Raw genomic sequence first — 24,775 nt, forward strand, 5'->3', positions numbered from 1 at the left:
TATGAATAATTTACTTGCCTTTGAGGCAAGAAAACTGATAAGAGATGGTAAATGGCAGGGGCCAACCTGCGGTATGACCCTTGGTTTTGTCCAGGCTAATCTGGTAATACTTCCAAAAAAGTATGCATATGATTTTCTGCTATTTTCCTTTAGAAACCCCAAACCATGCCCCCTATTGGATGTATTAGATGCGGGAAACCCGGTCCCAAAAATAGCAAAGGATGGGGATATCAGGACCGATATTCCGAAATACAGGATTTACAAAAACGGAACGCTTTTTGATGAGGTAACAGACATAAAAGAAATCTGGCAAGACGACTTCGTTTCCTTTTTGCTGGGATGCAGCTTTACCTTTGAAAAAGCATTATTAGAAAACGGTATCCCAGTAAGGCACATAGAAGAAAACAAGAATGTACCCATGTATATTACAAATATAGATACAGTTCCTGCCGGTGTTTTTTCAGGAAAAATGGTAGTAAGCATGAGGCCGATACCGGAAAAATTGGTAATCCGTGCAGTTCAGGTAACATCAAGATTCCCTGCAGTACACGGCGCACCCGTTCATATAGGTGATCCTGTAAAAATTGGGATAAAAAATATTGAAAAGCCCGATTTTGGCGACCCTGTTGAGATTAAGGAAAACGAAGTGCCAGTTTTCTGGGCGTGCGGAGTTACTCCCCAATCCGTTGCATTGAGTTCAAAGCCGGATATCATGATTACCCATTCACCCGGACATATGTTTATAACTGATTTAAAAGATGAAGAATTAGCTGTTTTATAATTATAGTAAATCCCCCGAGAAAATTTTTCGGGGGATTTTTTAAGTTTTTCTATATTCTAAACCTTATTAATAGGTAGGCCTAATATATCTTCGCATGCTTCCTTTATACACTCCGATATCGTAAATAATTCATAAAAATTTAACAAAAAATATCAAATTATAGGTTTATAATTAATGTAGAAATAAAATAAAAAATACCCTGTTTTTTATAAACCAGGGTGGAAGAATTTAAAAAATTCCTAATTAATAATATTGACATTGCTGGACAAGTATATTAAAATTATTTTTAGAAGAATTAATATTTAAAAAATTGCGCAAATAAGGGAGTTCTTCGAAACCTCCCTTTCCAAAGCCTCAGCATTCCCCTATCCCCCCACTTTGCTGAGGCTCTTTTATTTTTAAGCTCATGAATTAATATATCAAACACAAATATTTTTTTCAATATGTTTTTGAAATTTTTTTACTTATTTTTATATTTTTCTTATTGACAATTTTTTTATTGCTTTGATAAAATACGTTTTAATTTGTCAAAAAATAGCAGAGGATTATTTTTACCCGAAGGAAATAATCATCCCGCCCTTACCAGCATAGGTTCCCATAGTGGAACCCATGGGACATACAATAACCTCTTTGGGGTTAAATCTTTCTTTTATTACCCCTTTCAGGAAATTAGCGTCTTCTTCATTATCTAAATGAGTGATACCAAAGATTTTTTCGGAAAAGTCCTTGCCTCTTTCCGATATAACTTCTACCGCTCTCATAAGAAATCTTTTTTTACCTCTTACCTTATCCAGAACCTCTACCGCACCTTCCACCGCGTGCAAAATTACCTTGATATCAAGGACCTTTGCTAAGGAACCCTGAAATCTGCTCAACCTTCCACCCTTTACTATGTTCTCCAAGGTATCCAGAAGGATTAGTATACTCATTTCCTTTCTTACCGCATCCAACTTCTCTATTATCTCATCAATGCTCAGCCCTTCGGCTGCCCATTTAGCCGCTTTTATCACCTGAATTCCCTGGCCGAGAGAACCTGCAAGAGTATCATAAACCTTTACCTTTTCCCCCAGCATGTTTTTTGCCACACAGGCTGATTGGAAAGTACCGCTTAGCTTTGAAGAAAGCGTAAGGCAAAGCACCTGTCCTTTTTTCGATAGTTCCTGAAATACATTAAAAAAGTTATAGGGTGAGGGCTGAGATGTTACCGGAAGTTCCCGGGAACTTAACATCTTTTGTTGAAATTCCAGCGGTGAAAGGTCAACTCCTTCCCTGTACTCCACTCCATTAATTTTCACCGTTAAAGGCACTACATGAATATTATGCTCCTTTAAAATTTCTGCGGGAAGGTCCGCCGCACTGTCGGTTACAATATGAATCATACAAAATACCCCTTTTTTTAATTTATTTTTCTTTGTTTATAATTAGATTATTACAAAATTAAGAATATTTTTCAATAAATTTTACATTAAATTATAAATAGGAAAAAGCAAGAGGCAGGGAATTTTCCTGCCTCTTTTTAGTTTATATCTTCAATTATCCCAATAGGAGTTCCTACCTCAGCCACACAGCCTTCATTTACAAGTATTTTTTTCAAAATACCTTCATTTGCTGCGGTGATCATTATATTTACCTTCCCGGTAAAAATTTCCACAACTTCTTCCCCTGCTTTAACTTCTTCGCCTTCTTTTTTCAACCACTTTATAACGGTTCCTTCTCTCATCGTCAAACCGTGTTTCGGCATCGATATAAAATATTCCATCGGTTACACCACTAAAGGTGTGATAATCATTGCCAGGATAAAAGCTGAAATTATCCTGATGATAATTCCTACAACCGCTGCTTCTAAAGCTTCCTGAGCGGTCAAATCGGAATTCTGCGACCAAACCGCCGGAATCTGTGCTAAGGGTATTTGAAGAGGAAAGCCCGAAGCTGCAATGATAAAGGAACCTATGGCAAAACGGGGAGGTATATTTTTTATGGTCTGAACAAGGGTGTTCATGGCAAGGGTTGGAGAAACCAGTATGGACTGTATTCCCGTCTGAGGATCAATGGAGAGAGCCCCGAGAAATCCTGTCAGGGCATTTTCTATGGGCTTCCATATGCCGATATAATCCAGGGCCCCCATTATTGCAAAAATTACCGCTGCTGCCGGTATCAAAAGCAGGAACAAGAGTTCCGCGCCTTCCCGGGCACCGTTAAAAATAGTGGGGACAATAGGCGTGCTGGGGGTAAACCGGGGCATATCGGAAATATCTTTAAAGCTGACGTTTCTGTAAAGGGTGACCTTTAACAATAGAGGAACGAGGATAACCGGCAAAAAAAGCCCTATGAATATTACAGGAAAAGCCCAGATGCCGCCGGTAGCAAAGGCTAAAATACCGAGCATCAAAGTGGAAAAGGATTGATTTCCCTGACACATGGTGGCTACCGCAATTTTTTGCTCGTCTTTTGTTGCTCCTACCTTTTTCAAATAGGGGGCTGTTATTCTGCCCGCAGCATTTATATCTCCCAGGATATTGTAAATTGCGGGAACTATTACAAGGGGTGTAATTTTAATCCACCGGGCCAGAGGTATATATAATCTTACAAGAGCATCGGTGAATCCGAGTCTTTCAAGAATCCTTCCGGTCATAACACTCAGGATTATAGCGCACCCAAGGGTTCCAGTTAAATATACCTTTACTATAACGGGGACGGTTTTGTTAACCATGGCATCGAAAATTCCGCCTATCACTCCGGGCCTGAAAAATAATACCGCAAGGGATAATCCCAGAACCGTAAGGCCTACGTATTCGATTCTTTCCATCTTCCTGGTGCCCAATACTTCTTTTTCTTTAACCGCCATAATACCCCTCCTTAAAATTTAATTGATTGATTTTTTTAAGAATAATTTATTTAAAAATTTTTCCCCATCACCCCCCAGAGAGGACCTTATTTTAATTGTTACATCTTTTTTATCAGATAATTTTGGCTTATATAATCCGCATATTCCTTTATTTTGTCCGAGCCGAAGGCCACGACCGGGAATGAGTAAACCTTTTCCCTGAAAATGCGAATCTCGATATCGTCTTTTAAGTAAGATTTTAAAGCCAGGGCTAAAGGTAATCCATTTTCAAAGATTTCATAAGCATGGGAATTTCCGCATATGAAATTAAGGCCCAATTCCTTTGCCTTTTCGACAAGAGGGCTTTCCCTCTTTACCCGGCTTATGGAGCATATTACGGTATCGATTTCGGGATATTCCGATTTTGCTTTTAAAAGATGTACCGGTTCAAATCCGGTATGGGGGAAAATATGTAAAATGTGCTGTACCTTTGAATCCGGGTTCCCAAGGTAAATCTCGGCTAAAGCTGCCGTTGCTGAATTAATCAGATCTTCATTGCCGTATGCGCTCTTTTCCTTTTCTAAAGACAGAAATTCTCTTTTAATATCCATAAAGGAATTTATTCTTTCTATCATATCCTTCAGCGTATTGATGCCTTCCAGGACTTTACCCACATACATTATATTTCCCGGTATCCCTCCGTAACTTATATCCACCTTATACGCCCTGTGACCGTGAATATAAGAAATCCCCGGGTGCAGGCCGTGAAAAGCTTCGTGCAATTCTATTACCGATATTCCGTATAATCCGAGGTAGTTTTTCAGGGTTACACCCCCTGAATTCGCCGCATCAGCTACCGGATGATGGGCAATTATCAGGTCCACGCCCGTAGCCCCGGCAAGCTCAATGGACTGCTCGGTGAGGGTCATGGTAATAGCAACCTTTTTAACTTCTTTTTCCGGGTCGCCAAACACCAGTCCCGGGATTTCAATAACCTCCTTGCCAGGTATATTTGAAGATTTCATTACCACAAAGGGGTTTTTACCCAGAGTGATATCCGACAGGTCCGCAACTACCCTTCCTCCCGTTATTTCGTTTAAAGCGCTAACAATTTCCTTGATTTTCAAAATTTATTCCTCCTTTTAAAAAATTTAAAGGCCGCCAAATAAATACCGCAAAAGGGTATGTAAGAAAATCTTACACCCTGCAGCATTTATCTGACGGCCTCGAGCTATCCCTCTAAAGGGGATCTCTCTTATCCAGTCATTTCCACCATATTCAGCTTGTCTATATAAAAATATACAGTGAATATATTATTTTGTCAATAGTATTTATTTTCACTATGAAGATTTCTCCAAAAATTCTTCCACGGGCATTGTGGTAATTATAATAGTGCCGGCATATTCCTGTTCCGGATCGTAATCTTTCAGGAGGCTTTTTATTTTAAGTCCGGTTTCCTCTTCAAACTTTTGTTTGAACCTCAGTTTAAACTCGGAGAGTAGCGCTAAATCCATCAACCTGGTGACAAAATATTCTTTTTCATCCAGGTGTTTTAAAACGGATATTCTTTTATTGCAGGCTATTATCACTATTTTATCTCCAAAGATTTCGACCTTCTGCCAATCCAGCCCCCTGCCGTACATTTCCTCATTTACTTTGTTATTTATTTTCATAATGAGCTGTTTAAAGTCCCCAAACTTTTTTGGATTCATAGTCTCCTCCTTTTAATAAAATAAGTAACCTATTTACCGTATTTTGAATAATATAAGATATACCGTTATACTTCTTGAGGAGGGTCAATATGGAAATAGGCGTTGAGTTTTTTACCAACAGGACTACATTCATTTCGGATTTTTATGAGTTTCATAATATAATACTTATTAATGATTCCGAAATAAAAGAAACCTCATCCAGCGATATTTTCAAGTTTTCCGGCTGTGTTCTTGGAGGAAAGAGAATTGCTGCCATAGGAAGAAAAAAAGTTTACGATTTTAAAAACTATACGGAGACTTTTGAAGCAGAACCTGCAAAACCGTTTAAAATACTTTTTTTAGATCTGGAAGATAAAATTTACCTGAAAGTGAACACAAATATTTTTTTAGATCCCGGTAGATTCGTTGAGGAATTATCTTTAAAAATTTACTCGGAAAAAAATTCTCACATAGCCGCACTGAATTCACCCTATATTAAAATAGATTGGCCCGGGCGAGGAGAGTACATTTTAGATATAACGGAGCTAATTAACGATTTATACCGGAAAAGGTAAGAATCTCCTCCTTTCCTAATTTTGTTTCAAAAAATTATATTAAATAAAATTTTATCACTATTTCGTAAAATTTATCAATATTTTTTTGAGAACCGCCCCTAACTTATAACGGGGCGGTAAATTTTAGAAAACCAATTTTTGAGCGGTAGACTTTTTCCGGCATTTGTCACAAAGAAATTCTTCCGCCTCTAAGCCGTATTTTTGCTTTAAAAATTCATACTGTTCGCGGGTCGTAAAATAGTTTCCGCAAACGCTGCATTTTACGAGCTCAAAGGTTTTATCCCAGATAACCCTTTTGCCCTCAAATTCCTTTAAAGCTATCGCCCCCGTAGGACAAACCTGGGCACACGCACCGCACCCGATACAGTCTTCGGGAGGTTCTTCGAAGGGAGGAGAAATTTTTTTTGTAATCCCCCGGTTCACCGACGATATCGCATAAACACCCACCGCCTCGCATGCCCTCACGCAAAGTCCGCATAGAATGCACTTTTCTCCTTTATCTACATTAAACCTTTTTTCTTCAGGAACTTTGTATTCTTCTTTAAGTTTTCTTATATGTTCGCTTTCCGGTGCCCTTGCCGCAAGAAGCCTTATTATGTTTTTCCTCATCCTTCTTATTTTGTCTGAATTTGTTAAAACTTCTATTTCATTGGTTACGGGGTAAAGGCAGGACACAACCACCTTATTTTTACCACCTTCGATCACCTCCACAATGCAGAGCCTGCAGCTTCCCTGCCCCGGCAGGGCGTCCGTATGGCACAATGTGGGTATATGTATGCCGTTTCTTTTTGCAACCTCGAGTATATATTCCCCGTAATTTGCCTCACATTCCAAACCGTCAATTTTTATTTTCATCCTTCCCGCCTCCCCATAACTTCGATGGCGTTAAACCTGCAGGCTTCCCTGCAGGCTCCGCAGACTATACATTTGTTGTTGTCTATTACATAGGGGCTTTTGGGTTTTGAAAAAATAGCACCGGCAGGGCATTTTTTTGCACATACCCCGCACCGTTTGCAAAGCTCCTGATTTATCCTGTAAGAGGTAAGCTCCTTACATACCCCTGCAGGGCACCGCTTTTCTTTTATATGAGCAAGATATTCATCTTTGAAGTATTTAATTGTAGTAAGCACCGGATTGGGGGCGGTTTTCCCAAGCCCGCACAAAGAAGCCTCCCTTACCGTTTCCGCAAGTTCCAGTAAAAGCTTGATATCCTCTTCCCTTCCCTTACCGGCGCATATATCCTCCAGTATTTCCAGCATCCGCCTTATTCCTTCCCGGCAGGGAGTGCACTTTCCACAGGATTCTTCCGAAAGGAATTTCAGGTAATATCTTGCAACTTCAACCATGCAGTTGCTCTCATCCATTACTATCATACCGCCAGAGCCCATCATGGATCCTGCCTTATCAAGGGAATCGAAATCAACGGGTAAATCCAGAAGGGATTCGGGTATACATCCTCCCGAAGGCCCTCCCGTCTGTACGGCCTTAAATTTTTTTCCACCGGGGATGCCTCCGCCGATATCGAAAATGATTTCCCTCAAGGTAACCCCCATGGGCACTTCAATAAGCCCCGTATTGTTTACCTTGCCTACCAGTGAAAAAACTTTTGTACCCTTGCTTTTTTCGGTGCCTATGGAGGAAAACCACTTTGCTCCCCGATCAACGATAACGGGTACGTTTGCCCATGTCTCCACATTGTTTAAAACCGTAGGCTGTCCCCATAATCCTTTTTCCGTAGACCTTATGTATTTTACCCTGGGTTCTCCTACCCTTCCTTCTATAGAGGCCATAAGGGCTGTGGATTCTCCGCATACAAAAGCCCCTCCGCCCCTGACAATTTCTATATCCAGGTTAAAACCGCTGCCCAAAATATTCTCGCCTAAGAATCCCCTTCCATAAGCATCCTTTATTGCCCTTGAGACATTCTTTACCGCAAGGGCGTACTCATCCCTTATATAGACGAACCCTTTTTGGGCACCTACGGCATAAGCACCTATTATCATCCCTTCTATAATGCTATGCGGATCTCCTTCCATTACACTCCTGTCCATAAAAGCCCCGGGGTCTCCCTCATCGCCGTTACATATAACGTATTTCGGAAAACTGTTTATTTTTTTTGCCTGCTTCCACTTGTAACCGGTAGGAAATCCCGCACCTCCCCTTCCCCTTAAACCCGATTTTTCTACCTCATTAATTATCTCATCGGGCGACATTTCAAACAAAGCCTTTTTAAGTGCCCTGTAGCCTCCCCTTTGGATATAATCCTCGATATTGGCCGGGTCTATCTGACCAATATTTCGCAAAGCAATTTTTTTCTGCCTTTTAAAAAACTCGCTTTCCTTGTGGGATTTAACCTTTTTACCCGTTTTTATATCCAGATATAGAAGCCTTTCAATAATCTCACCTTTTAAGAGGGTCTTTTCGAAAATTTCATCCACATCCGAAATCTTAACCTTGCAGTAAAAAATATCCTCCGGTAGAATGGTAATTACCGGCCCTTTTTCACAAAGGCCGTTACAACCCGTTGTTTTAAGCACGGGCTTAACCGATATATCTTCACCGGCAGCTTCTACCCTTTTTTTAAGCTCTCTATATATTTCATAACTGTTGTTAGCCAAACAGCCCGTACCGCAGCATATCAATACCGTTTTTTTATCGGGCATATTATCCTCAACCATTTTCCTCACCCCCTAAGCTGCTAAAAATTTCCTTTAACATATCCGGCTTAAGGTTGCCGTAAACCCTTTCGTTTATCATCATGACGGGGGCTATGGCACAGGAGCCGAGGCAGTTAACCGTCTCCAAAGAAAATTTACCGTCCGGAGTTATTTCTCCCGGCAAAAGGGAGAGCTCCCTTTTAATTTCTTCCAAGAGATTCATGGAGCCTCTTATATGGCAGGCGGTACCGTCGCAAACCCTTATAACGTATTTCCCTTTGGGTTTCAGGCTTAATGCCCTGTAGAAAGTTGCCATGCTGTAAAGGCTGCTTAAAGGAATATCCAGGTACTCCCGGACTTCGTTTAAAGCTTTTCGCGGTAAATAGTTGTACGTCCTTTGAATATCCTGGAGAATTGCAAGAAGAAATCGTCTTTCTTTCGGATACCGCTTCAGTATGGATTCAATCATATGCTCACCTTCCTCAAAAATAAAAAGCCGTTTTACAGGCCGCCGGCGACGACCGGAAAAAGGCTTATCTCATCCTCATCTTTTAACGGAGTATTTAGATTTGAGAGGTGAACTATATTCCTGCCGTTTACAAGCACTATTACCCTGCTGCTCAAACCTTCTCCATCAAAAAATTCCTTTGAAAGTTTTTCTCCGTAGATTTCCGATAGCTTTTTTAACAGCTCCCCTACCGTCTTACAGTTTTTTACATCGATTTCCTTTGTGCCGGTATATTCCCTGTAATGGGCAAAAAATTTCACTTTCATAAGATTTCCCCTTCTAAGCATACCGCAGGCCCCTTTTCCGGGGCCCGCGGCATCCCAAACTTTTGTTATTTATTCTATGCCGAGTTCCTTTAATTTTTCTTCGGTGGGAATGCCTTCTTCATCCCATCCTCTTACTTCGTAGTATTCCCTTAACATTGTATCAAGCTCTACCACCTTGCCCTTTGCCGGGCCTACTTTTAAAGGCTCCGTTAAAAGTCTTGGCGGTAATGTATCATCATCTTTCGTAATTCCCGCATTTAAGTTAAACAATCTCTCTAAATTCCAGATCCTTTCTCCAATTTTCAAAACATCTTCATCGGTATAATCCCAACCTACGAGACCTTTCATCATAGCATTTATATCCGGAACACCTATGGCAAAGGTGGTGAAAAGACAAATATTGGAAGAATCCACAACCGCGGTCGCATCCTGAAAAGCCTTAAGCCACTTGGCTTTATCCGTAGTTACCAGCGGATCAAGTTTTACGGGGATTCCCAAAACCTCTACCGAGGTCATATAACCCCTTACGTGGCACCCACCGCGGTTTGATGTGGCGTATTCCAGGCCCATACCCTGTACTCCCCTGCCGTCATAGGCGGGCATTTCCTGCTTCTTGACCGACATGGAAAGTTGGGGGTATCCATAAAGTTCAGCCAAACGGTAAGACCCCAAAGCCAGCTTATCACCAAATCCTTCCCGTAAACCGGCCATTCTGGTCAATTCCACAAGAGCGTCGGCGCTCCCGAAGGGAGCTTCAAAGCCTATTTCTTCTTTTGAAATGATTCCTTTTTCATACATCTCCATTACGCAGGCAATGGTAGCGCCCATGGTTATCGGGTCAATCCCCAGTTCATTGCAAATAAAGTTTGCTTTGCTTACCGCCGCTAAATCCCTTACACCGCAATCCGCCCCTAAAGCCCAGGCAGCTTCGTATTCCGGTCCTTCGCCAAATCCCTTAAATTTTCCTTCCGGAATCCTGGTAACCCTGCCGCAAGCAATAGGACATCCAAAGCAGGCTTTATTTTTAACAAGATATTTTTCCCTGAGAGCTTCGCCGCTTATTTCTTCGGCATATTCGAAATATCCGCCATCCCTCCAGTTTCTCGTGGGAAGGGAACCTACCTGGTTCAGGATATTTATAAGAATTGCCGTACCGTAGGTGGGAAGCCCCGCACTGGTTACCGGTTGTTCCTTCAATTTTTTATAGGCTTCTTTTACTGCATTCATAAAGGTATCCGGGTCCTTCACTTTAATGGAGCCCGTTCCTCTTACAACAACCGCCTTTAAATTCTTTGAGCCCATAACCGCTCCCATGCCCGAACGTCCCGCAGCCCTGTGCTTATCGTTCATTACAGTGGCAAAAAGCACCATTTTTTCTCCGCCGGGACCAATGCATGCCACCCTTGCATCTTCCGAGGTCTCCTTTAAAAGCTCATCGGTGGTGTCAAACACATTTTTCCCCCACAAATGTTTTGCGGACCTCAGTTCTATTTTGTCATCGTTTATCCAAAGGTAAACGGGTTTATCAGCTTTGCCTTCAAATATTATGCCGTCATAGCCGGCAAACTTCAATTCCGGCCCAAAATGTCCACCCGAATTGGCTCCTCCCACCGTTCCCGTAAGTGGAGCCTTTGCTACCACTTCATATCTTCCCGAGCAGGGTGCCAGAGTGCCGGTAAGGGGGCCGGTCATAAAAATCAATTTATTCTCGGGGCTTAAAGGGTCAACTTTCGGATCAACCTCATCAAAGAGTATTTTAACCCCAAGACCCCTTCCACCTAAATATTCATAAGCATCCTTTATTTTAAGGTTTTCTACCTTTATGCTACCCTCCGTAAGATTTACCCTTATAATCTTTCCGGTCCAACCGAACATTATTCCTTCGCCTCCCCTAAAAGTTCTTTAAATTTCCTGGCTATTGCTTTCTTCCTTTCTAAAACATTTGGGGAAACTTCCTTAAATTCTATTGCACCGGTCGGACAAAATTCCACACATTTCGGTTCTCCGCCACACAGATCGCATTTTACTATTTTGCCTTCTACGGTGCTTAAGGTGATATTTCCCAGAGGGCATGCTGCTATGCAGAGTTTGCAACCTATGCACTTTTCGCCGTTAACCTTTACCACACCGTCTTCCGTTTTAGAAATAGCCGAGGTCGGACACACCTTCATGCAGTAGGGCGTATCGCACTGCATGCAAGTCATCGGTACCGAAACTGCCGCTTCATCGAAGGCAAATACGGTAATTCGTGATACTTTCGTGTTAAATACTTCTGTTTTGACAAAAGAACAGGCAAGCTCGCAGGTCCTGCAGCCAGTGCATTTTTCCGGTGATATCATAAGTATCTTCCTCATGACCACCGCCGGCCGTCAGGCTCTCCTGACGCCAGGCAACACCTCCTTTTAATTTAATTTTTAATTCCGGCGCAGGTTCTATTATACTTATTCTCCATTATATAGAAATTTCCTGCACCACAATTTTAAATTTTTTATATATTTTTTCTTCTTTAATAAATACATAAATATATATATTTTTCACCTTTGCAAATATGATTGATTTTATAAAATTTTTGAGAAAAATAGGTTTTTCCGCTTTAAAAATTTTAAAACCCACCTTTAGATAAAAGGCGGGTTTTTTATCACTTTATATAGCTTTATAACCGGGCTTTTGTTTTCTCGTTTTTATATAATCGGATATGAAAGGATATACGATTGAAATCAAAGCAAGAAATAGTAATGTTATTGAAATTCCCGAGCGGAAAAATATTCTCAAGCTACCGTTTGAAAGCATTAAAGATTGTCTAAAATACTGCTCTATATTTGCCCCAACTATACATGCTAATATTAAAGGAGCTGTCGGTATATCGTATTTTTTCATGAAATAACCAATTATCCCAAAAATTATTAATAGGTAAAAATCTACTACGCTCATATTTATAGCATATACACCAATAAAGCATATACCTATTATAATCGGATAGAGAATTTTCGGTGGTATGGATAATACCCTAACAAGAAGTCCCGCCAAGGGGATATTAATAATAGCACAAATTACATTACCTAAGAACATACTTGCAATAACACCCCAACCTATTTCAGGGTGCTGTTGGAAAAGAAGCGGCCCTGGCTGTAAACCGTAAATCATTAAAGCACCAAGCATTACTGCTGTAGTACCGGAGCCCGGAACACCAAGGGTAAGCATTGGAATGAGAGCACCTACGGAACAAGCATTATTGGCCGCTTCGGGTGCAGCAAGCCCTTCTATTGCACCCTTGCCAAACTTTTCTGGCTCTTTTGAAAGCTGCTTTTCATTATTATAAGCCATCATTGCTGCTATAGTTCCGCCCGCACCAGGAAGCACTCCGATAAAAAACCCAACAGGAGTCTCTCTTAATATAGGTAAAATACTTCTCTTCCATTGTTCCATTGTAATCCATATTCTTTTAAATTTTGTCTGTATTGGCTTTGTTCCCTGTTTTAAGATTGTCTCAAAATTGATAAATACCTCGCTCATTCCGTAAATACCGATAATTACCACAATAAAATCTATGCCCATTTGCAGTTCGGGAATTCCGAAAGTAAATCTTTGAACACCGGACTGTAAATCAATACCTACAGTGGATATCATTAAACCTAAAAGTAAAGATATTATACCTTTTAAAAGCTCATCCTTAGAAATAGAAGCAGTTGCCGCAAGCGCAAATAACATAAGAGCAAAATATTCTGGAGGACCAAATTTTAATGCAAACCTTGCAATAGGTAAAGCTAAAAATACAAAGGCAATAGTTGAAAGCATACCGCTAATAAATGAAGCTATCGCTGAAATAGCAAGGGCTGCTTCCGCTTGACCGTTCTTTGCCATGGGATAACCATCAAAGCAAGAAGCTACTGCTGCACCATCGCCTGGTATATTTAAAAGAATTGAGCTTCTTGACCCTCCAAACATTGCCCCGTAATAAACAGCACTCATAGTAATTAAAGCTGTAGTAGGATTCATTGTAAAGGTTAAAGGGAGTAAAAGGGCAATGCCAGTTGTTGGTCCAATACCGGGGAGCATTCCAAGGACGGTCCCTAAAATAGAGCCAAAGATAAGCCAAATTATATTTACCGGGGTCATAGCAACTTTAAAACCGTAAAGTAAATATTGCAAAATATCCATAAAACGGCACCTCTCTTACGGTAAACTTATATTAATTAATTTTTCAAATATATACCAAACTGAAAATGTAAATAATACTGAAACTATAATATTTGTTACCCACTTTTCTTTGCCATTAATCATAAAAAGAATAAAACTTAAGAATAAAATAGTCGAAATAATAAACCCAATTTTATCAAAAAGTATAGCATATATTATAGATGCAATTATTGTCCCGATTATAAGTTTAATATAGCCTTTATCTTTTTCGTCTATTGCCTCTTTTTTACTTTCGGAAATAATTTTCGTACTCTTTTCTACAATAACTACTATTACTCCTATTAAAATCATCAAAACACCAAGGCTAAGTGGAAAATATAATGGAGCCATCGGATTACCAATGGATGCCTTAGGAAGGCTCAATGCTTTGTAAGTGTATAAAAGTCCTAAAATTATTGCACTTAGTCCGGTAACCATATCCTTTTTCATGATTATCACACCCCTTTTTTAAAGCGCTCCGCAGGCTAAAAACCTGCGGAGCAAGCTAATCATTACTGTCCTTTGTACATTTCAATTTCCTTTAATATTTCCTTATAGCTTTCGTTGGTCTTTTCTAAAAATGCTTTAAATTCTTCGCTTCCCATAAATGCTTTTGTCCAACCGTATTTTTTAACCATTTCATCCCATTCGGGAGTATTTACCATTTTTGATAAGGCATCCGTTAAATACTTTACTGCATAATCCGGCATCTCTGGCGGACCAAAAAGCCCTCTCCAGTTAATAAATTCTGCATTTATTCCCTGTTCTTTTAAAGTGGGAACCTGAGATAAAGGCCCTTCTTTTATTCTTTCGGGTGCCGTTACCGCGAGCACTTTAATATCACCACTCTGCATTGGCCCTACCACTTCGGCCATTCCCGTTGATAAAAGGTCGATATGACCGCCCATCAAGGCTGCGAGGTGTTCCCCGCCCTGGAAAGAAATGTATTGTATGTCCTTCAAGTTTTCAACCCCAGCAGCTTTTGCCGCGGCTAAAAATTGTATGTGGTCCATGCTGCCGGGTGAAGAAACGCCGCCGATTTTTACGCTTTTGGGGTCCTTTTTGAGGGCTTCCATAACTTCGTTAATACTATTAAATTTTGAATTTTTAGGCACCGCAAAAGCACCGTAATCGTGTATTAACATTGCAAGTGGAGTTAAATCTTTATACGAATATTGGGTTTGTCCGGTAAGATTAATTAATAATAGAGGCGGTGAAAATACTATCACCTCATACGGGTCTCCTTTTTTCTCCTGCATGTAAGCGAGCCCTACAGCACCGCCACCACCGGGTTTATTCACCACCGGCATGGGCTGGGTGATTAATTTAGTGTCCTGAAGCACCTTCGCCACTGTTCTTATGGTAGTATCCCAACCGCCGCCCGGTCCTGCGGGAGCAACAAATTCAAAGGGTTTTGTGGGATAATTTACCTGCTTGTTTTGAGACGATTTATTCGACGAACACCCTGCAGTTAATAACAACATCAAAATCAGCATGGCGCTTAAATAAAAATAGCTTTTTCGCATTTTTTTCATTTTGATTCCTCCTTCTCTGATTTTAATTTAATTTTTTTGGTTTTATGTAGTTTATCTCACCTCCCTTTTATTCCCACGGAACTTCTACAAACATCAAAGGAATATGCTGCTGCGCTGCGTGCATATCGGTTTCTCCTACGGTGCCCTGCGGTCTTAGCCGAGGTATGGTGATTTTTATTGCATTGGCAGCATCAAAATAAACGAAGGTGATTATTTTTTCCCTGTCTATGTTGTAAATCCTGGATATTAAATCCTCATTAATTATTCCCAAACCCTTTATTTTTTCATAATCCTCTTTATTTTTAAATATGATGTCCAGAGTCATTTCAAAAGGCCCCGAATTTTTGCTCCTTAGGACTTTTGCTATATCCTTTAGATAAACCTTTTTCATTTTTACACCTCCAAATACTTAAACCTAATAACTTCCAAGGGGTCTTCCACTTCTAACAGGTGGTAAACGTTAAATTCGCACACAATGCCCAGCGGTATTTCTAAAGGTGTAAAGGGAAATGCAATATTGCCCGCAGTAGCAATTCTTCCTTCATAAGGAGAGTGCAACATCTCGGTTCTTGCTCTCGAACAAATTGCTGTGGCTAATTCCTGGGTGGGAGCCGTTACTTCCAATATCACGCAAAGTTCCAGCGGTTTAAAATCCTTTACAGGTTCAAATTCCCCCATTACCCCGTTCTTACCGTACAGGTGGAAAATCATTTTATAGCTATCCTTGGGAATCTCGCTAAAATACTCTTCCACGTCTTTTTTAACCCTTTCGATAATTTCATCCATATGTTCTATTTCGATAGGATCCCTTACCCCAGCTATGAAAATGCTCCTGTAACCTACCTTCTTTGCTCCTTCAAGTTTCAGGGTATATTTTTCTGAAGGTATAAATTTACTCCCAGTTACCCTTACGCTTCTTTCATCCATCTGTTCGAATTTAGTGTTGGAAAGGTCTGTTATACCTCCAGGCCCCGGAAGGAGAAAGGGGTGGGTTTTTTCATACAGGGTATGAGCGGCTACCGAAGCAACCGTGCACCTTTCCGCAGGGTTTAAAGGTTCAACTATAAAATGATCCTTTCTTAATATTCCAAAAATGTTCTTCCCCGCAGGTTCCGCACATATTGCACCGCATTCCATAATTTTACCCATATGCCAGCAAAGTCCGGGGTCAAATCCTTCCAATATTCCGAGTGCGGCTATCGGAACCGGATCATAGGTCCTCCCCGATACGATTACGTCTATTTCCCTTTGCTCTCTTAATACTTTTAAATACGGCTCAACTCCCATTTGAGCGACAATGGTGGTAGCCTTATCAATTTCTTCCTCCGTTAATTCAGGGACAGGCCCGCACGGACTTATTTTCCCTTCCTTCAATTTGCTTTTTAAATACGACTTGTCAACATTGCTGTAAATAGCTGCAATCTTGAAATGATAACCTTTTTCCCTCGCTATACCTTTTATTATTTCTAAAAATTCATCCACATGCTGATCGCTGCCATCTCCCCCGGCGGAGCTGATGAACACCGGGATCTTTTTCTCATAACAAGCTTCGAGCATCAAAGAAATGTCCTTAATATAAGCTTCCCTCGAGCAGGTCATGGCTCCCGTTCCCAATTTATGAGGACCGCTATCGGTAGAGCCGGAATCGATGGCGATAACATCTGGATTTCGACTTAAACCCTCCCTGAACCATTTTACGGGGAAACCGTAACCCAGCATCCCCGCAGGAGTTAATACCCTTATTTCCTCTTTCATCTCCAACCATCTCCTTCAAAACTTGATTTTTTTAAAAAATTCTGTATTGGATACGGGATGCAATTTGTGATTAAAAAAAATTAAAAATTTGCTAAAAATGCCTCCAAAGCACCCTGCAAGTGCTCTTGAACCAGGGATTGGGCTCGATTTGCATCCCTTCTTATAATCGCATCTATTATTTCATCGTGTTCTTTGAGCGCCGAAAGTCTCCTTTCCTTTTTCGACATTGTTACAACCCTGAAGCGCTCTAAATACTCCCTGTAGGTGTTTATTAAATTGATAAGCCTGGGCATCCTACAGGATTCTACCAGTACTTTATTAAATTCCCTTAATAGTTCAAATAGCTTTTCCGTATCCTCCTCTTTCGCAACTTCTTTCATTTTTTCATTTAAATTTTTTAACTTTTCAATCTCCTTTTCGGTAATATTTTGGACTGTAAACGATATGGCAAGGGCCTCCAAGGACTTTCTTATCGAATATATCTCTATTACGTCCTCTTTGCTGAATCCTTTTACCACCACGCCTTTTCTCGGAAGATGAACGACCAGGCCCTCGGTTTCCAATTTTCTTAAAGCTTCTCTAACCGGAGTTCTGCTTACTTTCAGCTTTTCGGCTAAATCTTTTTCTACAAGCCTTTCTCCTTCTTTTAATTCTCCGCTGAATATCATTTTCCGAATATGTTCATAAATTAACTCTCGAATTGGTTTTAAATTTGAAAACTCTAATTCCATGGTATGCTCCAAAATATCACCTCATTAAAAGGATTTGGGATACGGGATACATTTTTAATTTAATTTATAATATTCTTCCTCTTTTTAAAAATTCCTCCTTTAAATTTTTTATTTTTAATAAAAAATATCGACAAAATTAGACAGATATAAATTAACAGCTTTTGGCAGTGTAAAATTTAAGTGGGTGAGAGGAAGGAAAAAGGGATAAAAACATAGAAAAAAAGACCTCTCCGCCCAAAGCCTTTTAAGCTTCAGCGGCGTAAGGTATGGCGTTCCCTGGCAGTATAGCGGAAAAGAGGTGGTTGTAAGGGACAAAAACGGCAAAATCGAAATCCTCTACAACGGGGAATTAATATTGCTCTGTAACCCTTATTTATCCACTTTTTAGCTATTTCGACTTTGTCGGTTACCGAGGGTTTACCCTATCTCTCAGTTCTCTTATTATTGCAAGTTCAAGCTCCTTTTCTCCTAAAAGTTTCTTTAGGGTATTATTTTCTCTGCTTACGTCTTCTAATCTTTTTTCTATCTCCAGAATACGTTTTTCTTCGTTCCTGTGCAACGGCTTTACTGATCCTCTTTTTCTGATGCTTCGTATCCACCCATGAATGGTGTTAGATGAGATATTATGCCTGAGAGCTACCAGGGATACGTTACCTACTTCCTGACATTCCTTCAACAGTTGCTCTTTAAATTCTTCGGTATATTGTTTCTTTATCATTTGAATCAACCCCCTGTTGTTATATTATCACTTACACGGGTTTTCTCCAAGGATGTTAGGGGGCTATATAGATACCAACGACCGTCCCGTCTTTTTGGGCAATGGGCATATACATCGTAAAGAAATCCTTTTCTAAAACCTTAGCAATATTCAATTACGTCTGTCTAATTTAATAACGGTGTCAACGACATTTTGTGCATCGGTAGTGCCAATTTTTCTTTCTCCGTTTTCGATAACGGTAGTCGCAACTCTTTTATCCATTAAGAAAATCGAACAATCCATACCGGTCAAAGATTTAATTCTATCTGGCAAAATATGATTATCGTTTATAACGAAATCACCTTTTTTAAGGATATTCCCATCGATATGCCAATCCCCCGGGTACATATTGTCCGCAAGTTCGTTAGCCAAGCTCATAGTAACCTTAAACTTATCCTGAACCAAAGGAATAGCTAAAAACAAAAAAATTAATAACAGTAACGATAATTAAAATAGAGAAGACTGCCATAAAAAAATTATTTTAGATTTAAGCGAATTGAGTTTAAAAGTAGGTTTGACTAATTTCACTTAAACGTGCCCCCTTTAATATAAAAAAATATATTTAGCATTAATTATATAATAAATAACTCATAATTTTCGACAAATATTTACAATAAACCGTTATAAAAAATAAATAAGCTCCAGAAAAACAACTGGAGCCTTTATATTTATTATATTTTAAAAATTACTCAAAAAATTGCTTTGACTACATGTATAGTATATTCTATAATAAAAACGGTGATGTGGAAGAATTTCCCTCCGTTTCTCGGTCTTTGACGCCGAGAAAGGAGGTGATAAAATGACAACAGCCGAAATACTTCTATTACTACATCTTGTAGTAGATATAATTGGAATAGCATTACAGCAAAAAAAATAGCCTTATTAAAGGCATAAGATAAGTAAAAATCCGTGCTAAATTTTTAGAAAAAAACATCGCCTAACGTCAAAACCGGAAAACGGAACAAAAATTCGACCACATCGCTGGTTACCCTTCGGTATCTGCCAATACCGAAGGGTAATTTATTTGCATTAGTTAATATCATTAATATTATTGTCAATTACATAATATACTATTCAATCAAAAAATACAATTCCCCTATACCAAAAAAATTTTTAAAAAATAATTAATAACACACGCTTATAAGCTAAATTGTCGCAAAAACATAAAAACTGAAATAGTAAAATAAAATTAGATAAACTGCAACAGGGGGCACTTATATTATCATGCTCCAAAAAACAAAAAATTATACAAGACAAGAAAAGATTTTTGTTGAATATAAAAATAAAGAATTTTATAATAAAACCGATGGTGTGGGAGAATTTACCTCCGAATCCCTGTCTTCTGGCGGGGGAAAGGAGGTGAAGCCATGACAATAATCGAACTACTTATTTTGATCCAGCTTGTAATAATGATTATTGTTTAGCAGCACAAAAAAAATAAGCCTCCTATAAGGCAAAATATAGAATAATATATAGATAGTCTCCTTGCTCATACTACCCGTCAAAGACAGGAACGGAATAAAAATTCATTAAAACCACACCATCATTACTCTCCAGTATTCCCCTATGCTGGAGAGTAACTTTTATCGTAAATATTATTTTCCCATAAAAAATTATATACCATCTAACAAAATATTATACCAATAGTGGTAAAAAAACAAGTGCTTATCTAATTATGGTTAAAAACGCACGTTATAAAACCAAAAATAAAAAAAGAAAGGAAAAATAAAAATGACGGCAAAAATAATAAGACAGAGCAGGAAGGCAAAAGAAGAATTTTACAAAAGAATAAAAGAAAAAATAGAGCAGGAAAAAGCAAAAATGAACAAAAAAATAGACGAAAAACTGCCGAAGTGGATAACATGGGCGGTGAAGCCTTTGGTAAACCTGAATTACAACATGACACAGAACAAGAACAGCGAAAGAGGAGACAGCGGAGAATTAGGGGCAGCATTGAGCTTTCTGCTAATGCTCCCCAATAGCTGGAGGGTAGCAAACGACATAGTGATAGAGGCCGAAGTGGACGAATACGCACAGATAGACCACATCATATTAGGGCCGCCGGGAATATTCTTGGTAGAAACAAAAAACTGGGACGGGGCATACATAGGCTTTAACGATCGTTGGAAAAGAAAAGAAGGAGATAGGTGGATGCCGTGCAAGAGTCCCACGGAGCAGAACAAATACCACAAAAAAGTATTTGCAAAATGGCTGAAATGTCAAAATCTGGATACAACAATAATTATAGAAGATGTGATAATACCGGTCGTTCTTATGACGAACTGCAAATGGCTGAAGGTTAAGGACTGTTCATTGCCCGTATTTGAAAGCGGACTTGCGTTGAGCCTGTACCTGAAAAGAAAAACAAAAGAAGGGGAAAGGCTGACAAAAGAGCAGATAGAAGCGGTAGCGAAGGCAATAGAAGAAGCGGAACCAATAGCAATGAAATACGGCATAGAAGAAATAGAAGTAAAAAAGACGAGGGAAGGAAAAGAGTATATAAGGGTAAAAGGTGAAAAAGAAAAGGCGGAAGAAATCAGGCGTCTGTATAGTCTAATGGGCATAGCGGTAAATGAGGTGTATAAGGACAAATTCAATGACGGGTGGTGGTATTTTACGAAAATACAATAATTATCCAAATAAAAAAACACTTACAGAAACTTTTTACATTTCTGCAAGTGTTTTTAAAATTAAATAAGGGGGGTATGCCAAGTGTTTTTAAATTAAGAAGGGTATGGAATTATGTGAAAGGGTAAAAACTTTTTATTTTATAATTTGATTTAAAGAGCCGTCAATTTTTAATTTATAAAAATGGTTTTCACAAGCAACAGGGCCATGAGATAATTCTGTGCAATAAAAAATCCAATCACCGGCAATATAAATACCGATTATTTCACCTTTGACATTAGATATATTTGATACAACAGTATCATTTGTGCCGTCTATTTTCATTCTACGAATTTGCTTATTAAAGTTGTCATTGTAGTAAATCCATTCTCCATTAACATTTATTCTATCAATAGCACTTAAACCAATATCACTAGTATATTCAAATTTCTTCAATATGGTTTCAGTACCTGTAGATAAATCTAACTTTCCTATTATTGTTTCCTTAAACGATATAAAATCTGTATAGTAAACAAATCCATTTGACACAATATAGTTGTGTGCATTTGAGATTAGTCTTTTGAAATTAGTACCGTCAGTATTTATGCTGTATAAATCATCCCATATTGTAAAGTATATCTTGTTGCCCTCTACGGAAATTATTTCAAATATATCCTCACGGTCAAGGATTTTTACAGGGTTTGAACCATCTAAATTCATTTTATATAATCCATTATCTTTTTTATAATATATATAATCTCCGTAAACGACTATCTCCCATATTTTATCTTCTTGAGTTTTATGTGTGCTTAAAGCTATTTTTCCTGTTCCATCTGTATTCATTCTATAAACATCGGGTTCATTAAGTTCACCTGCCACAAAATAAATTTTGTTGTTAACAATTTGTAAATCACAAATAAATCCTTTTAATGAATACAGAAGTTTTTTCTGGCTCCCATTAGGTTTAGCTCTGTAAAGATAACTTATACCATAGCCAACATTTTTCTCTGTATTTGTTGTGATTATATAGTAAATCCAATCTCCATCTCTAACCACATATCCATAATTTACAAGATTTGATGACGTATTGCCTTTTTTTGCACTTAACTCCTTAATAAGTTCATTCAACAAAGCACTATCTTTAGTGCTGTCAAAAGTATTTTCCTTCTCGCTTATAACGATTAAACCATTATTATAAAAGCAAGACTTTCCTAAAGCATTTTCAACAAAGGCTCTTAAAGGAACAAATATCCTTCCGTTAATGCTTCGTGCAGGAACGTCTAATGTATATTCAATTCCATCTATAAACATTTTGTCAGTATCTAATTGTATTCTAACAGTTCTTCCTTCTAATGTAGCTGTAACAGTTTTAGTATTTTTATCCCAATTAACACTCCAGCCAAGGCCCTCTGATAAGAAACGGAGAGGAATTAATACTCGGTCGTTTTCAACAACAGGAACTACATTTGGATTAGAAATATCTATATTCATTAAAATATCATTAAACATAAGCATTTGGACTCCCAATAAGCATTATAACCGTATCTTTTAATTTATCTTCTCTACTACTGTTTGTATTATTGTAGTAAGATAATGCAAAGGTATTAATTGCCTGCGATAATAAAATTACTACTGTTAATATTAAAACTATAATTAATCTTATAAATTTTTTGCTCATGCGTAGGCCCCCTCTGCTTTCTTCTTTATTATTTTTTTGCACATACAAAATTAGTTACAACGGTTGTTTTATACGTGCTATTTTGGTCTTTATGGAGAATAAAGGCAATCTTTCTTTTTCCCATGCTCGCAAATCATCAAGTAGGTCTATTTTTGCTAGTATAGAAATTGGTTCTATTATTTCTTCTTTTGGGGGTAGCCCTTTATTTTTACAAATATGTATTCTTTTTTCTATTCGTATATCAGAACTGTGGGGTTTTATACATTTCCATTCCATTTTGGTTGAATTTTGTTTAAATTCTTCTTTATGACGTTCAAATACGAAGTCCATAAAATCTTTTCTCATTTTTTTAGTTTTTAAAATATCTTCTAAAATATCAGAATCATTTAAGCGTAATCTGATAAAAATATTTTTTACATCTTTTATCTCTGATCTAACAGAAGGTATTTCAACATGTATTATGCCTAAGTCATTATTTTTATATATTCCTTTAAAACCACAAATTTCCATTTCTTTTTTATAATCTTTTACGGTTATAATATCACTAAATTTTTTATGCACCGCAAGTGCAATTTCTTCTATATAATTCTCATATTCTTTTTTAGTTGTAAGCATAATGTAAACCTCCTTTTTTAATATTTAGAACTCTTTTTTATAAATCTCACATATAATATGATTTACAGATAATAAGTTTTTCTTTAAATCTATTTTTCCTGTTATCTTGGCTCTTAACGTAAATTTCTTCAAATCGTTTCTGTAAAATATTTCAGATGATATTATTTCTGGAGAAGTATTTCTTATAGGATCACCTATTAAATCAGCCGCATCTAATGATACATTTTCAAAAAGTTCTTCAGGTAGTTCTTCTTTAGATAGCAGTTCATCATCCGCTATATCACTTATATCATCTATACCATCAAAAAGCCTTGATAATTCTTGTTCAAGTGATAATATTTTTAAAATATTATCAATTTGCTCATTTATATTTTTGTCCGGAACAAAAACCTTTAAGAAATCTATCATTTTATTTTTATTTTCGTTTTTCATTACCTCTTCTAAAATATTTTCTAGTGTTTTTCCATTATTTAGCTCTGCGACAAAACTCTTATAACTTCTCTTTTTTGTTTTTTCGTAAAAAAATTTAATATATTTTTCTATTTCATTTATTGAGAGATTGGGAGAAGATAAAATAGTTCTTACTATTGCCGCATTTGTTGCTACATCATAATATGTTTTTTCCTTTTTTTTCATATTTTATCACCCCCTTTCTTAGTAATAATTTCCAGAGTATTACTTTCCAAATCAAAAGATACGGTAATCTTTGAATCATTTCTTATTAAATCACCTATTATTAGGTTAAAAATACGTTTTAATCTATCTACTCGACCTTTAATTTTCTTGTGGCTTTTAGCTTTCCCAAAATTATTTCCATTTAGTTTTACTGTAATTTCTGTATCCAAAGGAATATTAGAACCAACTTCATTTTTTGCACCAAGCAGTAATATTCCATATTTGATTTCAGCATCTGTCACATAATGTTCAATTGTATGCTTAGTATTTACCGTTTCGACTTTTACAACATTAGGTCTTGTTTCAATAATGCTTAATTCGTCTTTTTCTACGTTATAAAGCATTTCAATTGTAAAATCAACAATAAATTTTTTTAATTCCATATAAAATCCTCCTTCCCATTATTATCCATTTTTTTGTAATTTAATTTTATCTTGACTCTGCATAATAATATTAACAATACTTTAGATAATTTTCAATATCAAAATATAATTTTTTAAAAATTATTTTTTTATCAAATATTATTCAATCTCATAAAATTAAACTACACGAAAGCATAGTAACGCCAGTTCTTGTGATCCAACAAAATGGCAGTGTAAAATTTAAGTAGGTGAGAGGAAGGAAAAAGGGATAAAAACATAGAAAAAAGACCTCTCCGCCCAAAACAAAAACAAAACACTAAAAAGGAGTGTGAGGTCTTGTGTTAGATATTCGACAGATTGTCGGCGCAATCCTTTTTTTTGCACTGGACCCTTATCATCTTAGCAAACACCTTAAAGAAGCCCTTTGGTATGACGAGGAAACCTATGATAAACTATGCGAAGCTATTTATAAAGGTAACCTTAAAAGCATTTAAGAAACATTAAGAGGAGCGGTAAGAAAGGTTAAATGTAACCGGAGAAGAAGAATTCTTAAACTTTTAAACTATATTGCAGAGAATTGGT

At 37.8% G+C, this 24,775-nt stretch carries 29 protein-coding genes and 1 pseudogene; 6 read left to right on the plus strand and 24 right to left on the minus strand.

Going from position 1 to position 24,775, the window contains the following annotated elements:
• Nucleotide 1: 1 nt before the first annotated feature.
• A complete protein-coding gene (locus tag ATZ99_RS03965) occupies nt 2-781 on the plus strand; it encodes a putative hydro-lyase (RefSeq protein ID WP_068747949.1) in 780 nt (259 codons plus the stop codon).
• A 551-nt stretch (nt 782-1,332) separates the two neighbouring features.
• Here the strand turns inward: ATZ99_RS03965 and ATZ99_RS03970 are convergent.
• The 5 genes from ATZ99_RS03970 to ATZ99_RS03990 all read right to left on the minus strand — a co-directional run bounded on the left by ATZ99_RS03970 (nt 1,333) and on the right by ATZ99_RS03990 (nt 5,317).
• A complete protein-coding gene (locus ATZ99_RS03970) occupies nt 1,333-2,160 on the minus strand; it encodes a DegV family protein (protein ID WP_068747950.1) in 828 nt (275 codons plus the stop codon).
• A gap of 137 nt (nt 2,161-2,297) precedes the next feature.
• On the minus strand, nt 2,298-2,540 hold the full coding sequence (locus ATZ99_RS03975) for a biotin/lipoyl-containing protein (RefSeq protein ID WP_068747951.1): 243 nt from the start codon (nt 2,538-2,540) through the stop codon (nt 2,298-2,300).
• 3 nt (nt 2,541-2,543) lie between these two features.
• Entirely contained in the window at nt 2,544-3,626 is a 1,083-nt protein-coding gene (locus ATZ99_RS03980; RefSeq protein ID WP_068747952.1) for a hypothetical protein, read from the minus strand.
• A 98-nt stretch (nt 3,627-3,724) separates the two neighbouring features.
• Complete coding sequence (locus ATZ99_RS03985) at nt 3,725-4,732, minus strand: Nif3-like dinuclear metal center hexameric protein (RefSeq protein ID WP_068747953.1); 1,008 nt, start codon at nt 4,730-4,732, stop codon at nt 3,725-3,727.
• 213 nt (nt 4,733-4,945) lie between these two features.
• Nucleotides 4,946-5,317 carry a Na-translocating system protein MpsC family protein gene (locus tag ATZ99_RS03990; protein WP_068747954.1) on the minus strand — a complete coding sequence of 124 codons (372 nt, stop codon included), beginning with the start codon at nt 5,315-5,317 and terminating at the stop codon, nt 4,946-4,948.
• Nucleotides 5,318-5,406: 89 nt separating this feature from the next.
• Between ATZ99_RS03990 and ATZ99_RS03995 the strand changes: the two genes are divergently transcribed.
• Nucleotides 5,407-5,871, plus strand: a complete 465-nt coding sequence (locus ATZ99_RS03995; RefSeq protein WP_068747955.1) for a hypothetical protein — start codon at nt 5,407-5,409, stop codon at nt 5,869-5,871.
• Nucleotides 5,872-5,994: 123 nt separating this feature from the next.
• On the opposite strand, the gene ATZ99_RS04000 is transcribed toward ATZ99_RS03995, so the two are convergent.
• The 12 genes from ATZ99_RS04000 to ATZ99_RS04055 form a co-directional block, all read right to left on the minus strand.
• Nucleotides 5,995-6,726 (minus strand): 4Fe-4S dicluster domain-containing protein, encoded by a 732-nt coding sequence (locus tag ATZ99_RS04000; RefSeq protein WP_068747956.1) that lies wholly within the window; start codon nt 6,724-6,726, stop codon nt 5,995-5,997.
• Nucleotides 6,723-8,549: an NADH-quinone oxidoreductase subunit NuoF gene (gene nuoF / locus ATZ99_RS04005; protein ID WP_068747957.1), complete on the minus strand. Its 1,827-nt coding sequence runs from the start codon at nt 8,547-8,549 to the stop codon at nt 6,723-6,725. Before nuoF ends, ATZ99_RS04000 begins: the two co-directional genes overlap by 4 nt.
• A complete protein-coding gene (gene nuoE / locus ATZ99_RS04010; protein WP_281178158.1) occupies nt 8,542-9,018 on the minus strand; it encodes an NADH-quinone oxidoreductase subunit NuoE in 477 nt (158 codons plus the stop codon). Before nuoE ends, nuoF begins: the two co-directional genes overlap by 8 nt.
• 11 nt (nt 9,019-9,029) lie before the next feature.
• Entirely contained in the window at nt 9,030-9,302 is a 273-nt protein-coding gene (locus ATZ99_RS04015; protein WP_083947343.1) for a ubiquitin-like small modifier protein 1, read from the minus strand.
• A 69-nt stretch (nt 9,303-9,371) separates the two neighbouring features.
• Nucleotides 9,372-11,177, minus strand: coding sequence for an aldehyde ferredoxin oxidoreductase family protein (locus ATZ99_RS04020; RefSeq protein ID WP_068747960.1), 1,806 nt, complete (start codon nt 11,175-11,177; stop codon nt 9,372-9,374).
• Nucleotides 11,177-11,656, minus strand: coding sequence for a 4Fe-4S dicluster domain-containing protein (locus tag ATZ99_RS04025; protein ID WP_068747961.1), 480 nt, complete (start codon nt 11,654-11,656; stop codon nt 11,177-11,179). Before ATZ99_RS04025 ends, ATZ99_RS04020 begins: the two co-directional genes overlap by 1 nt.
• Nucleotides 11,657-11,945: 289 nt before the next feature.
• A complete protein-coding gene (locus ATZ99_RS04030) occupies nt 11,946-13,460 on the minus strand; it encodes a tripartite tricarboxylate transporter permease (RefSeq protein WP_068747962.1) in 1,515 nt (504 codons plus the stop codon).
• Between the two features lie 15 nt (nt 13,461-13,475).
• Nucleotides 13,476-13,928, minus strand: coding sequence for a tripartite tricarboxylate transporter TctB family protein (locus ATZ99_RS04035; RefSeq protein ID WP_068747963.1), 453 nt, complete (start codon nt 13,926-13,928; stop codon nt 13,476-13,478).
• A gap of 62 nt (nt 13,929-13,990) precedes the next feature.
• The gene (locus tag ATZ99_RS04040; RefSeq protein ID WP_068747964.1) at nt 13,991-15,013 is read right to left on the minus strand and encodes a tripartite tricarboxylate transporter substrate binding protein; all 1,023 of its coding nucleotides are present in this window, start codon (nt 15,011-15,013) and stop codon (nt 13,991-13,993) included.
• Nucleotides 15,014-15,080: 67 nt separating this feature from the next.
• Complete coding sequence (locus tag ATZ99_RS04045) at nt 15,081-15,404, minus strand: DUF4387 domain-containing protein (RefSeq protein ID WP_068747965.1); 324 nt, start codon at nt 15,402-15,404, stop codon at nt 15,081-15,083.
• 2 nt (nt 15,405-15,406) lie between these two features.
• Entirely contained in the window at nt 15,407-16,768 is a 1,362-nt protein-coding gene (locus tag ATZ99_RS04050; protein ID WP_068747966.1) for an acyclic terpene utilization AtuA family protein, read from the minus strand.
• A gap of 80 nt (nt 16,769-16,848) precedes the next feature.
• Nucleotides 16,849-17,511: a GntR family transcriptional regulator gene (locus ATZ99_RS04055; RefSeq protein ID WP_068747967.1), complete on the minus strand. Its 663-nt coding sequence runs from the start codon at nt 17,509-17,511 to the stop codon at nt 16,849-16,851.
• 223 nt (nt 17,512-17,734) lie between these two features.
• Here ATZ99_RS04055 and ATZ99_RS12370 point away from each other — a divergent pair.
• Nucleotides 17,735-17,854: pseudogene (locus ATZ99_RS12370) on the plus strand (Mu transposase domain-containing protein); the annotation flags it as partial.
• Nucleotides 17,855-17,905: 51 nt separating this feature from the next.
• Here ATZ99_RS12370 and ATZ99_RS04060 read toward each other — a convergent pair.
• Nucleotides 17,906-18,217, minus strand: coding sequence for a transposase (locus ATZ99_RS04060; protein WP_068747968.1), 312 nt, complete (start codon nt 18,215-18,217; stop codon nt 17,906-17,908).
• 150 nt (nt 18,218-18,367) lie between these two features.
• The gene (locus ATZ99_RS04065; RefSeq protein ID WP_068747969.1) at nt 18,368-18,634 is read right to left on the minus strand and encodes a cache domain-containing protein; all 267 of its coding nucleotides are present in this window, start codon (nt 18,632-18,634) and stop codon (nt 18,368-18,370) included.
• An 846-nt stretch (nt 18,635-19,480) separates the two neighbouring features.
• Between ATZ99_RS04065 and ATZ99_RS11805 the strand changes: the two genes are divergently transcribed.
• On the plus strand, nt 19,481-19,627 hold the full coding sequence (locus tag ATZ99_RS11805; protein ID WP_157074703.1) for a hypothetical protein: 147 nt from the start codon (nt 19,481-19,483) through the stop codon (nt 19,625-19,627).
• Nucleotides 19,628-19,987: 360 nt separating this feature from the next.
• Nucleotides 19,988-20,887 (plus strand): nuclease-related domain-containing protein, encoded by a 900-nt coding sequence (locus tag ATZ99_RS04070; protein WP_068747970.1) that lies wholly within the window; start codon nt 19,988-19,990, stop codon nt 20,885-20,887.
• A 132-nt stretch (nt 20,888-21,019) separates the two neighbouring features.
• Here the strand turns inward: ATZ99_RS04070 and ATZ99_RS04075 are convergent, their stop codons facing one another.
• Genes ATZ99_RS04075 through ATZ99_RS04090 form a run of 5 tightly spaced genes read right to left on the minus strand, consistent with a single transcriptional unit; the run spans nt 21,020 to nt 24,214 of the window.
• A complete protein-coding gene (locus ATZ99_RS04075) occupies nt 21,020-22,372 on the minus strand; it encodes a DUF5050 domain-containing protein (RefSeq protein ID WP_068747971.1) in 1,353 nt (450 codons plus the stop codon).
• On the minus strand, nt 22,365-22,541 hold the full coding sequence (locus ATZ99_RS11810) for a hypothetical protein (protein ID WP_157074704.1): 177 nt from the start codon (nt 22,539-22,541) through the stop codon (nt 22,365-22,367). Before ATZ99_RS11810 ends, ATZ99_RS04075 begins: the two co-directional genes overlap by 8 nt.
• A gap of 54 nt (nt 22,542-22,595) precedes the next feature.
• Nucleotides 22,596-23,156 (minus strand): hypothetical protein, encoded by a 561-nt coding sequence (locus ATZ99_RS04080; RefSeq protein WP_068747972.1) that lies wholly within the window; start codon nt 23,154-23,156, stop codon nt 22,596-22,598.
• Between the two features lie 24 nt (nt 23,157-23,180).
• The gene (locus tag ATZ99_RS04085) at nt 23,181-23,792 is read right to left on the minus strand and encodes a hypothetical protein (protein WP_068747973.1); all 612 of its coding nucleotides are present in this window, start codon (nt 23,790-23,792) and stop codon (nt 23,181-23,183) included.
• Nucleotides 23,789-24,214 carry a hypothetical protein gene (locus ATZ99_RS04090; protein WP_068747974.1) on the minus strand — a complete coding sequence of 142 codons (426 nt, stop codon included), beginning with the start codon at nt 24,212-24,214 and terminating at the stop codon, nt 23,789-23,791. The genes ATZ99_RS04085 and ATZ99_RS04090 overlap by 4 nt, the downstream gene beginning before the upstream one ends.
• 317 nt (nt 24,215-24,531) lie before the next feature.
• Here ATZ99_RS04090 and ATZ99_RS11815 point away from each other — a divergent pair, with 317 nt between their 5' ends.
• Nucleotides 24,532-24,687: a hypothetical protein gene (locus ATZ99_RS11815; protein WP_157074705.1), complete on the plus strand. Its 156-nt coding sequence runs from the start codon at nt 24,532-24,534 to the stop codon at nt 24,685-24,687.
• Nucleotides 24,688-24,775 lie beyond the last annotated feature (88 nt).

Source organism: Thermovenabulum gondwanense (genome assembly GCF_001601575.1).
In the GTDB taxonomy this organism is placed as follows: domain Bacteria; phylum Bacillota; class Thermosediminibacteria; order Thermosediminibacterales; family Thermosediminibacteraceae; genus Thermovenabulum; species Thermovenabulum gondwanense.